Here is a 14,792-nt window from a genome sequence, read left to right as displayed (position 1 = left end):
CGGTAGATGAACATTAGGCAACTAGCGCTGCAAAATATAAAGGGGAATTGGCGTAATTATAAAGTGTTTTTCTTAAGTAGTTGTTTTGCAATATTTGCTTCTTATGCATATATGTCTGTAATTGTACATCCGTATATGCAAGAGACAATGTGGTATCAAAATGTACGCTGGGGACTTATCGTATGTAATGTTATAATTATTTCTTTTTTCGTTATATTTATTTTGTATTCTACTTCTATTTTCATAGAGGCACGCAAGAAAGAATTAGGACTATATATGTTAATGGGGGCGACGAAGTCTAACGTAATAGGAGTGATTATGGCCGAGCAAATATTGATCGGGATTTTCGCTAATATTTTCGGTATCGGGCTTGGCATGATCTTTTTAAAACTCTTTTTTATGGTGTTTAGCATGTTACTTCGCCTTCCGAAAGAACTTCCTGTTATATTTGACATGAGAGCGATTGGTGTAACGTTTGTTACATATATGGTCGTATTTATTTTCTTATCTTTTATAAGTGCTTTACGTATATGGAATATAAAAATCATTCGGTTATTAAAAGAATTTCGAACAGATAAACGGGAGAGGAAAACATCAAAGTGGCTTTGTTTATTCGGTTTTGCTTGTTTAGTGGGCGGATATGCGTTAGCACTACAAGTGACGATGACAACGATAGCATTATACTTTTTTCCGGTTGTTATACTCATTTCTTTTGGGACGTATTTCTCATTTACACATGGCGCTACACAAATATTAGAAGTGATAAAAAGAAATAAAAGGATTATGTATACATATCCGTATTTATTTATAGTGAATCAATTGTCACATCGAATGAAGGAAAATAGTCGCTTTTTCTTTCTGTTGTCTATGGCAACAACGTTTGTCGTTACGGCGACAGGTACGGTGTTCTTATATTTTTCTAGCATGCAAGATATGTGGCGTGGCGGAGGAGTACACTCATTTTCATACATAGAAAAAGGCACTTCTGCTCATGAAGTTTTCGAGAAAGACAAGGTTGAAAACTTATTACATCAATATGGATATGATGATTTTCAATCTATGAGTTTTGTTGGAGTGTATGCATCCTTTCAGTCCAATAAGGGAGAAACAACAATAGCACCGCTTATAAGGGAAAGTGAATACAATCAAGAGGCAAGAAAACAAAAACAGAAAATGTATCATCCTAAAAAAGGAACAGTTACACTTGTTTATTATAATAAACGTAATTATCCAAATCTATATAATCAAAAAGAGATTCAATTGCAAGTTATGAATCAAACATATCAATTTGTATATAACGGTCAGAAAGAAGGGGTGGAATTTAATTATCACCCCGCGCACATTAATGGTCTGTTCTTCGTCATGAATGATGAAGATTTTGACAGTATAGCAAATACAATTCCGGATTCTGAAAAAATGATATATAGAGGCTACACATTACCAAATATTGAAAGTGCGAAGGGGTTAAATGAAGATTTACGGAAACATATGAAACATGATACAAATGATGCGTTTCGAAGTAATATGGAATTATATGTGAATATGAAAGAAGGTGGTGATATTACTCTATTTATAGGCTCATTCATTAGCATATTATTCTTCCTTACGTCATGTAGCATCGTATATTTTAAATGGTTTCATAATATTGCATCCGATCGAAAGCAGTACGGGGCGCTCTCTAAACTTGGAATGACGAAGGAAGAAGTGTGGAAGATTTCTCGTTGGCAATTGTGTATGCTATTTTTTGCGCCAATTATAGTAGGGAGTATGCATAGTGCAGTTGCGTTATATACGTTTCATAATACTCTTTTTATGGACGGATCATTAAGAAAAGTGGGCTTGTTTATTCTGTTTTACATTGCTGCATGTATCATCTATTTCTTCTTCGCTCAAAGAGAATACAAGAAACATTTAGACTAGCGAATGCTAGTCTTTTTTTAATATTCGAAATTCTCATAGAAGAATATAAAAAAGTATGGTATAACAGTAAGAAAACGAAAAAGAGGGAAAAGACGATGATTCGAGTAGGATATTTAGGACCAGAAGCGACATTTACAAATATGGCGGTGAGTCGTTTTTTTCCGGAAGCAGAGCATGTACCGTATCGAACGATTCCGGATTGTATTGATGCAGCTGCAAATGAAAATGTAGATTATGCGGTCGTACCGTTAGAGAACGCCATAGAAGGTTCAGTTAATATAACGGTTGATTATCTCGTACATGAGCAGCCACTTTCCATTGTAGGAGAAATTACAGTGCCAATTCAGCAACATTTACTCGTACACCCGCAGTACGAAGAAGTGTGGAAAGAAGTATACGCTGTACATTCTCATCCGCATGCCATTGCACAGTGCCATAAATTTTTAAATGAGGAATTAAAAGGCGTAACTGTTCGAGATATGACATCAACAAGCGCTGCTGCGCAATATGTGAAAGAACATTCTGAAGAAAAAGTTGCCGCCATTGCAAATGAAGCAGCGGCAGAAAAATACGGATTAACAATTGTAAGGCGTGACATTCATACGCATAAAAACAATCATACGCGTTTCCTTGTTCTGCATAAGAAAAAGAAAGCAGTACTCCCAAACAACGGAGAAAATCGAGGTGAGAAAACGACGCTTATGATAACGTTACCTGCGGATTATGCAGGAGCGCTGTATCAAGTGTTATCAGCTTTCGCATGGAGAAAATTAAACTTATCAAAAATCGAATCTCGCCCGATGAAAACAGGTCTTGGAAATTACTTTTTCTTAATCGACGTAGATAAAGCATATGATGACGTATTATTGCCAGGCGTAATGATGGAACTTGAAGCACTTGGCTTTTCTGTTACTGTTTTGGGGAGCTATTCTTCTTATTGGCTGTAAGAAGTGAAGGTGTCGGTATTTGTCGATAAGTCGATATTTCATGTCGAATCGCTGATATATTTTGAAAATCGCCGATATAATTAAAGAAGCGGTCGATATAATTTCATTTACTAGTATAATGATAGATTAATAAAATCCCACCTGCAAAAGGTGGGATTTGTTATTTTAACTTCGAAAGACGATCTTCTAATTGACCACGCCAAACATCAGCTAGTTCTGGGATAGCAAGAATCTTCTCAATGCCATCTTTATCTTTTCTATTATGAAAATAAATTTCGTTAGAGAACAAAACAGATACATTGTTTGATGGACGCTCTAGTAATGTAATTTTAGAATCTTTACGTACAGTACCTTCTTGAAGAACGCGGCATAAATAGCCAGTATATCCAGTTGCTACAATGCGTGGCAAAATGCCAGGAATGCCAAGACGTTTTGAAATTGTACTACAAGGTACGCGAGCTTGTGTTACTTGAATGATTGCTTCGCCTAGTTGATATGTATCTCCGATGCATACGTCACGCTCTAGCATATTTGTTACTGTAATGTTTTCACCAAATGTGGAAGCTGGAAGTGTTGTTTGAAATTCTTCTTCCCATAGTGCGTAATGTTCGTATGAATACACACAAACAGCGCGGTCAGGTCCACCGTGATGTTTTAAATCCGCTACATCATCACCAAGGAATCCATCTTTTGAGAGAAAAGCCTCTTCTGTAGGATCTTTACATATACCTGTTATCATTTCTTTATCTTCGTTATATTTCATTTGTTTCGGTTTACCGGTGCTAAAGTGAACGAGTTCAATTCCCATATTTAATACTCCTTTACAATTGTTTACAATATTATATCATCTACAAAATAAAAGCACAGAGAATGATGAAAACCTCTGTGCTTTACATTAATAAACGAGAAATCCAGCTTTATCTAGTGCCTCACAAGCTGCATCTAATTTCTCCTTAGAATCTGCTTCAATTGTATGTAAGTGAATACCGTCTGTTAGTTGCGAAAGATAGGAAGCGTTTGTGTTTTCGATTTTTTGTAAATATTGCTCTACATCAAAGCGATTACTTACCATAATCGATGCTGTTAAGTCGCCGTATACAGGGTGCTCAACTTTTACGTCTTTAATCGTAACGCCGTGGTCAACTAACATGGTAAGTTCTTGACGTACTTCTGCCGGTTTATGTTGGCATACGATTACGCGTTCAAAAGCTTGTTGTCTTGTTTGTGGTTTTAAATATAAATACCCTTGTGCAGTTGCAATAATTGGTTCATTTCGTGCTTTTAGTAAGGAAATGTCTTGAACGATAACTTGCCTACTTACGTTTGTCTTTTTAGATAGCTCATTCCCCGATAACGGTTCATTTGCAGCAAGAAGCCACTCGAGGATGAGTTGTCGTCTTTCTTCGCCTAAAATCTTTTTTTGATCATTTTGTTTCATAATGATTTAACACCTCTATAAAATTGATTTCCAATTGTGTGTAGTGCATGAATAGTTGTATCAATTTGTTCTTTCGTTGTGTGATGTCCGAAAGAAAAGCGGACATATTGTTTTGCCTCTTCATACGTTTTTCCAATTGCGAGCATTGTTTTTGAAGGTTCTTGTTTACCTACTTGGCAAGCACTTCCAGTTGAAATGGCAATACCATGCCGGTTACATTCTAACATTGTATACTGACCTTCTATTCCTTTTATTGTAACCCCAATAATATGTGGTAAACAAGCTGTAGAATGTCCTTTCACTTCAATTTCTAGAGGAAGTGTTTGCAATTGCTCTAAAAAATAAGATCGTAATTGTTTAAAACGAAAGCTCTCTTCCTTTTGATTCTTTAATATATGCTCTGCGGCTGTTAAAAAAGAAGCGACTCCAGGAACGTTCACTGTACCAGGGCGAAAGCCTTTTTCATGAGAAGTTCCAGGGAATATTTGTTCCCAGCGAACTTGCGGATTTATATAGCAAGCTCCAACTCCTTTTGGTCCGTATATTTTATGGGCTGAAACAGAGAGACTATCAATCTCCATCGCTGTAACGTCTATTGGAAGTTTACCAAACGTTTGAACACAATCCGAATGAAATAAAACATTAAATTTTTTTAAAAGTGCTCCGATCTCTGCAATGTTTTGAATGGTCCCGATTTCAGAGTTTCCGTGCTGTATACTTGCTAGAGCAGTATCTTCTGTAATAGCTGCTTCTAAATCTACTAAATGAATTATCCCACTTTTATCAACAGGAATCTCAGTAATAGTATAACCTTGCGATTGTAAGGATTGAAAATAACTTCGAATCGATGCGTGTTCCATAGGTGTCGTAATAATGTGCTTTCCATTTCTAGCATTTAGAAGGGATTGAATCGCAAGGTAGTTAGATTCTGAACCGCCGCTTGTAAAGAATACACCTTGTTCCTTACCCCCAATCATTTCTGCAAATGTTTCTCTACAAACTTGTAATAAAGATGATGCGCTTCCGCCGATATCGTGTAAACTTTGTTCATTTCCGAAATATGTTTTTGCCGCCGCTATATATGTTTCTAAAGCTTCTTCGCTCATAGGTGTTGTCGCTGCATAATCTAGATATATCATCATGTAATTTCCTCTCTTCAGTAAGAGTGACATTTGTTTTCGTTTTTAGCATGGTAGTGAAAATAAGAATTGTAAAAAAGCTCTTGTCATTATTTTAAAACTATGTAAATATAGGTGTCAAGACAGTTGAAAAGTGTAAAGTAGGAGGCAACAATTATGCCAAGTGCAGATGTCTTGATTATTGGAAGCGGTGTTGCAGCGCTTCGTGTTGCGAAAGAGCTTTGTCACGAAAAGAATGTGATAATTATCACAAAAAAAACAGGACGTAATAACAATACACATTTAGCTCAAGGAGGAATTGCAGCAGCTGTTGCTACATATGACGATCCGAGTGGGCATATTGAAGATACATTAGTGGCAGGTTGCCATTATAACAACGAAGAAGCAGTTCGTTATTTAGTTGAAGAGGGGCCGAAAGAAATAAGTAAGCTTATTACAAATGGAATGAAATTTGATGGGGATGAAAAAGGGCTCCACCTTGGTAAAGAAGGAGCGCATCGAAAACGGCGTATTTTACATGCGGGAGGAGATGCAACTGGTAAAAATCTATTAGAGCATTTAATACAAGAAGTAGTTCCGAACGTTACTGTCGTTGAGCATGAAATGGTGCTCGATTTTATTATAGAAAATAATAAATGCATAGGAGCTTTAACGCGAAATAGTGAAGGGAATCTGAAGCGTTACTATGCTGATAATACGGTGTTAGCATCAGGAGGAATAGGTGGTTTGTACGCCTTTACATCGAATGATGAGACAATTACAGGCGATGGACTTGCGATGATATATCGAGCTGGGGGAGAACTTGTTGATTTAGAATTTGTACAATTTCATCCGACGATGTTATACGTGGACGGGCGATGTTGTGGTCTCGTTTCTGAAGCAGTCCGTGGTGAAGGAGCTGTCCTTATAAATGGAAAAGGACAGCGTTTTATGATGGATATACATCCCGGGAAAGATCTCGCACCGCGTGATGTAGTGGCAAGGGCTATTCATGAACAACTCCTTGCGGGTGAAACAGTGTACTTAAACATCGAAGCCATTCAAAACTTTGAACAACGTTTTCCAACCGTCTCATCATTATGTAAAAAGAATGGCGTTGATTTAAAAGGGAACCTTATTCCGGTCGTACCGGGTGCTCATTTTCATATGGGCGGCGTGAAGACGAATTGTGACGGAGAGACGTCCATTTCAAACTTATATGCGGTCGGTGAAGTGGCTTGTAATGGAGTTCATGGTGCGAATAGATTGGCGAGTAATTCATTATTAGAAGGTCTTGTGTTTGGAAGACGAATAGGAAAACACATTTTAGCTAAACCAGCAGAGGAAAGAAAAAATGTGCCGGAAGAGAGAGGGAAAAGTTTTATAGCTCTTAATGATTTACCGCTGAAAGAAGAAATACAAGAATACATGATGAAGCATGTTGGGATTGTGCGAACTGAGAAAAATTTATCATATGTTAAGAGATGGTTTAGTAGGTACGGTGTGCTAAATATGATCTTACAATATGATGCACTTACAAATGAAGAGATAACGCTTATTAATATGTTAACAGTTTGTGAGCTTATAACAGTATCAGCTTTGCAAAGAGAAGACAGTATTGGTGGTCATTATCGCATTGATTATCCAGAAAGAAATAGCGTAAAAAAAGAGATTATCCGAGTGAGAAGAAAACTACAACTTGTTTAATAAGGGGAAGAGGGGTTTTATGAATACGTTAAAAGTTAAGGAAGCATTAAATCGATTTTTTCTAGAAGATATAGGAGAAAGAGATGTAACATCTCAGCTTATCTTTCCCGATAATGCACTTGCGAAAGGAACGTTTCTTGTAAAGGATACAGGGGTATTTGCAGGGCGCTTAGTAATTGAAGAAGGATTTAAATTAATTGATCAGAGAATTGAAGTTGAACTTCATAAAAAAGATGGGGATCTTGTAGAAAAAGGCGAAATAATTGCAATCGTGCAAGGCCCAATCGCATCATTATTAACGGCAGAGCGCGTTATATTAAACGTTATTCAGCGTATGAGCGGGATAGCGACGATGACACGTAAGGCGGTTTTTGCTTTAGATAGCAGTCATACACGCATTTGTGATACGAGAAAAACGATGCCAGGACTACGTATGTTTGATAAATATGCGGTAGTATGCGGGGGCGGATTTAACCACAGATTCGGTTTATATGATGGTGTCATGATTAAAGATAATCATATCGCTTTTGCTGGCTCGATTACAAAAGCTGTTACATCGGTGAAAGAAAGATTGGGACATATGGTGAAAGTAGAAGTCGAAACAGAGACAGAGGCGCAAGTAAGAGAAGCGGTAGAGGCCGGCGCAGATGTTATTATGTTCGATAATCGTACGCCAGAAGAGATTCGTGAGTTTTCAAAAATTGTACCAAGTGCCATCGTTACGGAGGCTTCAGGTGGTATTACAATTGAAGATTTATCAAAATACGGAAAAACAGGGGTAGATTATATTTCACTTGGAGCGTTAACACATTCAGTGAAAGCACTTGATATTAGTTTTAATATTGAGGCCTAGTGAGAGTGGTTTAGAGGGGGAGAATCATAAATGGGTATTTTAGAGAAAGTTCAGCCAATCGAAGTCATGTTACCAGAGCGTTATCAAACGATGTCTACATTAGAGATGGAAGAGCGTGTCCGTGAAATTAAAGGAAAAATGGGGGCATTACTATTTATTCCGGGACATCATTATCAAAAAGATGAAGTGGTGCAATTTTCAGATGCAGCAGGGGACTCACTTCAACTCGCGCAAGTTGCAGCGAATAATAAAGAGGCAAAATATATTGTGTTTTGTGGTGTGCACTTTATGGCAGAAACGGCAGATATGTTAACGACAGATGATCAAATTGTCATCTTACCAGATATGCGTGCCGGCTGTTCTATGGCAGATATGGCAGATATTGAACAAACAGAAAGAGCGTGGAAAGAGCTCACGAAATTATTTGGGGATACGATGATTCCATTAACGTATGTAAATTCAACAGCTGCGATTAAAGCGTTTTGTGGTCGTAATGGAGGGGCAACAGTAACCTCTTCTAATGCAAAACAAATGGTGTCTTGGGCGTTTACACAAAAAGAGCGTCTCGTCTTTTTACCAGACCAACATTTAGGAAGAAATACAGCGTATGATTTAGGTATTCCGTTAGAAAAAATGGCAGTGTGGAACCCGCATACAGATTCGTTAGAGTACGATGGAGATATAGAAGAAATTCAAGTGATTTTATGGAAAGGCCATTGTTCTGTTCATCAAAATTTCACTGTGAAAAATATTGAAAATGTGCGAAAAAATCATCCGGATATGAATATTATTGTTCACCCTGAATGTTGTTATGAAGTTGTTGCGGCTTCTGATTATGCAGGATCAACGAAATATATCATTGATATGATAGAGGCTGCTCCAGCGGGAAGTAAGTGGGCGATTGGTACAGAGATGAATTTAGTGAACCGAATTATTCAGCAACACCCTGATAAAGAAATTATTTCGCTAAATCCGTTTATGTGTCCTTGTTTAACAATGAACCGAATTGACTTACCTCACCTATTATGGGCACTTGAGAACATAGAAAGAGGAGAACAGATTAACGTTATTCGTGTGGAGAAACAAGTAACAGAAGAGGCAGTTCTTGCATTAAATCGTATGTTAGAGCGTGTTTAAAGCAGCGGAATTTCCGTTGCTTTTTTTCGTACATATAATCATAACAAGAACGAAAGAGGCATACATTGTGTTGAGGAAATCATTGCGATTTTTCTATGCGTATTCCACTTCGAATCATATTGAAAATAGAAGAAGTGATAAAAGTAAAAGAAGTTAATGTTGTTTAGAAAGTGTTACTTCAAAGTGTTTTTTACTTATAGATAAGTTATACAGGAGGGGGAAAATTTGAAAATTCATATCGTGCAAAAAGGGGAGACTCTTTGGAAAATTGCAAAAAAGTACGGAGTGGATTTTGAGACGCTAAAAAAAACAAATACACAGCTTAGCAATCCAGACCTAATTATGCCAGGGATGAAAATTAAAGTGCCATCGAATAGCGTTCATGTGAAGCAACAGACTGGATCGGGTTCAGCGCCCCCGAAACAATATGTAAAAGAGGTACAGCAAAAAGAGTTTGCATCAACACCAACCCCGCTCGGAATAGAAGATGAAGATGAAATTATGTACCAATCAGCACCTATTACACAGCAGCCAGCTATGCAACAAACGCAAAAAGAAATGCAGGTAAAACCGCAAAAAGAAATACAGGTAAAACCGCAAAAAGAAATACAGGTAAAACCGCAAAAAGAAATACAGGTGAAACCACAAAAAGAAGTACAGGTGCAGCCACAAAAAGAAGTGCAAAAAGAAATTCCGATTCAAAAAGAGAAGCCAGTTGAAAAACCGTCAGTCATTCAAAAACCATCTGTTATAGAAAAACAAAAGCCAACTACGAAGGAGAACACTAAATTTTCCATTAATGTATTGCCACAGCCACCGCAACCGCCAATTAAAGCGAAAAAAGAATATAAAATTTCAGATGTAATAAAAAAAGGAAGCGAGTTAATTGCTCCTCAAATTAATAAAATGAAACCTAACAACGTCATTTCTCCGCAAACGAAAAAAGAAAATATAGGAAATGTCTCACCGCAAGTGAAAAAAGAAAATATAGGAAACATAGTGTCACCGCAAGTGAAGAAAGAAAATGTAGGGAATATAGTCTCACCGCAAGTGAAGAAAGAAAATGTAGGAAGCATAGTCTCACCGCAAGTGAAAAAAGAAAATGTAGGAAGTATAGTGTCGCCGCAAGTGAAGAAAGAGAATGTAGGGAATATAGTGTCGCCGCAAGTGAAGAAAGAGAATGTAGGGAATATAGTGTCGCCGCAAGTGAAAAAAGAAAATGTAGGAAGCATAGTGTCGCCGCAAGTGAAGAAAGAGAATGTAGGGAACATAGTCTCACCAAACGTATCAAAAGAAAGTGTTATTATCCCGCAAGTAATACCGCCTAATATTCAAGTGCCGAACATAATGCCAATAATGGATAACAATCAACCACCAAATATAATGCCAATAATGGATAACAATCAACCACCAAATATAATGCCAATAATGGATAACAATCAACCACCAAATATAATGCCGATAATGGATAATAACCAAATGCCAAACATGATGCCGATAATGGATAACAATCAAATGCCAAACATGATGCCGATAATGGATAACAATCAAATGCCGAACATGATGCCGATAATGGATAACAATCAAATGCCGAACATGATGCCGATAATGGATAACAATCAAATGCCGAACATGATGCCGATAATGGATAACAATCAAATGCCGAACATGATGCCGATAATGGATAACAACCAAATGCCGAACATGATGCCGATAATGGATAACAACCAAATGCCGAACATGATGCCGATAATGGATAACAATCAAATGCCGAACATGATGCCGATAATGGATAACAACCAAATGCCGAACATGATGCCGATAATGGATAATAACCAAATGCCGAACATGATGCCGATAATGGATAATAACCAAATGCCGAACATGATGCCGATAATGGATAACAACCAAATGCCGAACATGATGCCGATAATGGATAACAGTCAAATGCCAAATATAATGCCGATAATGGATAACAATCAAATGCCGAACATGATGCCGATAATGGATAACAACCAAATGCCAAACATGATGCCGATAATGGATAACAATCAACCGCCAAATATGATGCCATATCAAATGCCATATCAACAGCCAATGATGCCGCAATATCCGCATTATCAGCAACAAAATCCATACAATCAAATGCCGTATCAACAAATGGCACCGCAATATACTTCTATGCCAAATCCAAATATGATGCCAATGGATAATAATATGCCACCACTCGTACAAGGGGAAGAAGATTGTGGATGCGGAGGAGAGAGTAGGTTATATAGTCCGCAACCGGGTGGACCACAATACGCCAATCCTTTATATTATCAACCGACTCAGCCAGCATATGCACCGCAGCCAGGAACGATGTATTATCAGCCGGACCCACCAAATGTATTTGGTGAACCAGTTTCAGAAGAAGAGGATGAAGAGGAAGTTTAAAAAAGGTGGGGTTATTCCCACCTTTTTTGTATTCATGATAGTCAGGAATATGGTGAACTTACATTAAGTGCTAGAAAATTCCTAGTGAAATATTAACAGTGTAAAAACCCTCTCTATTACTCATCATAAGGGGGAGCTTTTCGAAAGAGAAGTTCATTCTAACAAGGGGGGTTTTTGTATTGAATACGAAAGTAAAAGTTATTGCTGCTTCTTTGTTAGTTACCAGTGCATTAGCTGCATGTGGTACACCGAAAGATAATAATGCGATGGATGGACGTAACTATAATTACGAGCGTACATCTTATAATGATACACAGCCATATCGTGATAATGTAACGCGTAACGATCGTTCTACAGATTATGTAACATATAGAAACGGTCGTAACGATACAGGATATAATAATTATTACCGTGATGTAAATTACAATGGGCAAATTGCTAATCCGCATCCAACCCGTAATATTACAATGAACAATTCATACATTAACAATGATGGTAAAACTGCGGAGAAAATTACGAATCGTGTAAAACGTATGAATAACGTAGATCGAGTTTCTACAGTTGTATATGGAAACGATGTAGCGATTGCGGTAAAACCACGTAATCCAGCGACAAATGAAACAGCGATGGCGAACGAAATTCGTCAAGCTGTTGTAAATGAAGTTGGAAATAGAAACGTATATGTTTCTGTAAGAAATGACATGTTTACTCGTGTCGATGCAATGAGTACACGTCTACGTAACGGTACAGTTACAAACGATTTTAATCGTGACATAACAAATATGTTCCGAGATATTCGTTACGGTCTGACTGGTACAGTACGATAACAAATCAAAGAGGAAGGGATAGCCCTTCCTCTTTATTCATCTTCGTCTTGTAAACGACGTTTTTTAATAAAATAACTAACGGAGTAAGAAACTAAAAAGCATATGAAGAAAATACTACCTGTTAGAATGGCTTCAAACAGAGGTCTTTCTGGACTGAAAATGATATAAATAATAGCTATGATAATTCCAACAATAAGAGAGCGTAAGACAAGTTTGTAATAAGGAGTTAACTTTATTTCCTTTTCACTTTCTTCTACATCTATTGAAACACTTAACTGTAAATAACTAAATAACATACTTGTAAGAATAAATAATAACCATAATGGAGATTTCGTAATTTGATTAGCTCCTTCAGTGAATCCAATATAGCCTAAAATTCCAATTATACCAATGTATTGAAAAAGAAAGGCAATACGTATGTTTTTTAACGTTTGAAGAATGAGACGTTCATCCTTTATTTTTTTCACAATATCCATCTCCTGTTTATTATGATTTCGCTGTCATACTAATTGTAACATATATGTTACAATTATCAATTTATAATTTACATAAAATTATTTGGATGGAAGAGGAAATGAAATATTTTTATAAACATGTTGCAGTTATACATTATTAATGTTATATTAGCAAAGCGATGAGCTAATTTACGTAAGTCGAGAGATATGCTTAAGTGCTAAACACGCGAATGTGGTCGCCTGGTTTCTCGCCGTAAACGCATCAAGACGCCTGCTTTGCAGGCGTCTTTCATTTTATATAAAAGTAAATGATACATGCAGATAGGATAAATTCTTATCTGCATTTTTTATTTTCCTTAGAAATTTAATGCGATTTTTTATATGGATAAAACCCCCATTTCCGGAAAAGCTACAAATGAAAGTATGATTTTGCCTAGAAGAGGTGAACGGAAATGAAATGGATACTAATTGCAGTGCAAGCTTTCGTTATGATGTTTTGCTTAGCTTATGGATCCGATGTGAGGGCAGAAATAACAGAAAAAGAACCTGCAGTTACAATTTTATTAGAGCGTATGTATGTTGATGGAGAAGTAAGCGAGGAAATACTGACAGAAAAAGTAGCGGATTTAGAAAAGTTTTTGCAGCAATATAAAGAATGGCAACTTGTTGATCGTGATGATGTGCAAATCGTATTACAAAAGAAAGTGGATGATATTTCTCCTTTACTGAAAACGAGCGGTTATTTTGGTGTTTCAGAGGAAGGGATATTGCAAATTTTCAAAGGGGTACCGAAAAGTGATAACGCGATCCATTCCTTCTTTCAAATTGATATGAAAAAGCTTGAAAGTTATGAGCGTGCGGAATTGAAACGTGGTATTCGCATAAAATCAAAAGAAGGTTTTGTAAAGACAATCGAAAAAATGAAGCAGTACGCAGTGCAAAATAAGAAAAAAAGCAGCTCAGGGTGAGCTGCTTTTTCTTATTTATTCTTAGCTAAAATCTCTTTTGCGATTTCATCAATTAGCATATCTTTTCCGATTGGATTGAAGGCTTTCGTATTGAAGGATTCATTTGATACTTCATATACGTGATTATTTTTTACTGCTTTATTATCTTTCCAAACGGCACTGTTTTTATAGTCTTCGTACACTTTATCAGCTTCTCCGCCGAAGTTTACAATAAACATTTGATCAGGCTGGAATGCAACAAGACCTTCTAGTGATACTTGTGCCATCGTTTGTTTTAAATCTGTACCTTTTGTTGCTGGAAGCTTTAAATCGTTAAAGAGTATGTCACCATATCCGAAGCTACCGTATACACGGAAGTTTTGTGGTGTTACTGCAACGAACATAAAGTTCTCATCTTTTGTTTTTTCTTTAATTTTTTTAGATAAAGACTCTGCTTTTTTATCGTAGTCTGCAATCCATTTGTCAGCTTTCTTCTCTTCGTCAAATAGTTTACCTACTTCTTTAAACTTACCGCGCCAGTCTTCTAGATTTGTTTCTAGAACAACTGTCGGTGCAACTTTTTCTAGTTGATCATAAATTTTCAATTGACGATTGTTTAAAATAATTAAGTCTGGTTTTAAAGCAGTAACAGCCTCTAGGTCAACTTTAGGCGCCCAGTACCAGCCGACTGCTTTTACTCCGTCTAGCTTGTCTGTTAAGTGATTTTGGATTTTATCTTTATATGTGTTCGCTGTGCCAACAGGTTTATGTCCAAGGATTAATAATTCCTCTGTTGATCCAGATAAGTCAACAATTCTCTTTGGATTAACTGGAATTGTTGCTTCCCCTTTAGCATGTTTTACAACTTTCGTTTTCGGTTGTTCTTTTGCTTTGGATTCTTCTTTTTGAGAAGAACAGCCAACAATAGAAAGAACAACTAGCATAATAGTAAATAAAATAAATAGCCTTTGTTTCATCCTGATGTAACCCCTTTAATTAATATTGAT

At 36.8% G+C, this 14,792-nt stretch carries 12 protein-coding genes and 1 pseudogene; 8 read left to right on the top strand and 5 right to left on the bottom strand.

The features are described from left to right. The first annotated feature begins 6 nt into the window (after positions 1-6). Both MHB76_RS20990 and pheA read left to right on the top strand, forming a co-directional pair. Complete coding sequence (locus MHB76_RS20990) at positions 7-1,920, top strand: ABC transporter permease (RefSeq protein ID WP_016106231.1); 1,914 nt, start codon at positions 7-9, stop codon at positions 1,918-1,920. A gap of 95 nt (positions 1,921-2,015) precedes the next feature. Then, positions 2,016-2,867, top strand: a complete 852-nt coding sequence (pheA, locus tag MHB76_RS20985; protein ID WP_002160369.1) for a prephenate dehydratase — start codon at positions 2,016-2,018, stop codon at positions 2,865-2,867. A gap of 160 nt (positions 2,868-3,027) precedes the next feature. Here pheA and MHB76_RS20980 read toward each other — a convergent pair whose 3' ends face one another. The 3 genes from MHB76_RS20980 to MHB76_RS20970 form a co-directional block, all read right to left on the bottom strand. After that, positions 3,028-3,675, bottom strand: a complete 648-nt coding sequence (locus MHB76_RS20980) for an MOSC domain-containing protein (protein WP_078172765.1) — start codon at positions 3,673-3,675, stop codon at positions 3,028-3,030. Between the two features lie 87 nt (positions 3,676-3,762). After that, positions 3,763-4,305, bottom strand: coding sequence for a transcription repressor NadR (locus tag MHB76_RS20975; protein WP_002160371.1), 543 nt, complete (start codon positions 4,303-4,305; stop codon positions 3,763-3,765). After that, positions 4,302-5,447, bottom strand: coding sequence for an IscS subfamily cysteine desulfurase (locus tag MHB76_RS20970; RefSeq protein WP_002160372.1), 1,146 nt, complete (start codon positions 5,445-5,447; stop codon positions 4,302-4,304). Before MHB76_RS20970 ends, MHB76_RS20975 begins: the two co-directional genes overlap by 4 nt. A 153-nt stretch (positions 5,448-5,600) precedes the next feature. Between MHB76_RS20970 and nadB the strand changes: the two genes are divergently transcribed. The 5 genes and pseudogenes from nadB to MHB76_RS20945 all read left to right on the top strand — a co-directional run bounded on the left by nadB (position 5,601) and on the right by MHB76_RS20945 (position 12,383). Beyond that, entirely contained in the window at positions 5,601-7,130 is a 1,530-nt protein-coding gene (gene nadB / locus MHB76_RS20965) for an L-aspartate oxidase (protein ID WP_340987567.1), read from the top strand. Between the two features lie 19 nt (positions 7,131-7,149). After that, positions 7,150-7,983: a carboxylating nicotinate-nucleotide diphosphorylase gene (gene nadC / locus MHB76_RS20960; RefSeq protein ID WP_078172767.1), complete on the top strand. Its 834-nt coding sequence runs from the start codon at positions 7,150-7,152 to the stop codon at positions 7,981-7,983. 30 nt (positions 7,984-8,013) lie between these two features. After that, a complete protein-coding gene (gene nadA / locus MHB76_RS20955) occupies positions 8,014-9,120 on the top strand; it encodes a quinolinate synthase NadA (protein ID WP_016106227.1) in 1,107 nt (368 codons plus the stop codon). Positions 9,121-9,345: 225 nt separating this feature from the next. Then, positions 9,346-9,502, top strand: a pseudogene (gene safA / locus MHB76_RS26350) (SafA/ExsA family spore coat assembly protein); the annotation flags it as partial. A 2,233-nt stretch (positions 9,503-11,735) separates the two neighbouring features. Then, positions 11,736-12,383 (top strand): YhcN/YlaJ family sporulation lipoprotein, encoded by a 648-nt coding sequence (locus MHB76_RS20945; protein ID WP_078172769.1) that lies wholly within the window; start codon positions 11,736-11,738, stop codon positions 12,381-12,383. Positions 12,384-12,415: 32 nt separating this feature from the next. Here the strand turns inward: MHB76_RS20945 and MHB76_RS20940 are convergent, their stop codons facing one another. After that, complete coding sequence (locus tag MHB76_RS20940) at positions 12,416-12,859, bottom strand: branched-chain amino acid ABC transporter substrate-binding protein (protein WP_078179603.1); 444 nt, start codon at positions 12,857-12,859, stop codon at positions 12,416-12,418. A gap of 431 nt (positions 12,860-13,290) precedes the next feature. Between MHB76_RS20940 and MHB76_RS20935 the strand changes: the two genes are divergently transcribed. Further along, positions 13,291-13,806, top strand: a complete 516-nt coding sequence (locus MHB76_RS20935; protein ID WP_002160376.1) for a BofC C-terminal domain-containing protein — start codon at positions 13,291-13,293, stop codon at positions 13,804-13,806. Positions 13,807-13,817: 11 nt separating this feature from the next. On the opposite strand, the gene MHB76_RS20930 is transcribed toward MHB76_RS20935, so the two are convergent. Beyond that, positions 13,818-14,762 carry an iron-hydroxamate ABC transporter substrate-binding protein gene (locus MHB76_RS20930; protein ID WP_078172770.1) on the bottom strand — a complete coding sequence of 315 codons (945 nt, stop codon included), beginning with the start codon at positions 14,760-14,762 and terminating at the stop codon, positions 13,818-13,820. Between the last annotated feature and the right edge of the window lie 30 nt (positions 14,763-14,792).

The organism is Bacillus sp. FSL M7-1345, assembly GCF_038006985.1.
GTDB lineage: Bacteria > Bacillota > Bacilli > Bacillales > Bacillaceae_G > Bacillus_A > Bacillus_A cereus_U.
The sequence above is the reverse complement of the archived record's forward strand: the minus strand, read 5'-3'. Positions and strand labels throughout refer to the sequence as shown.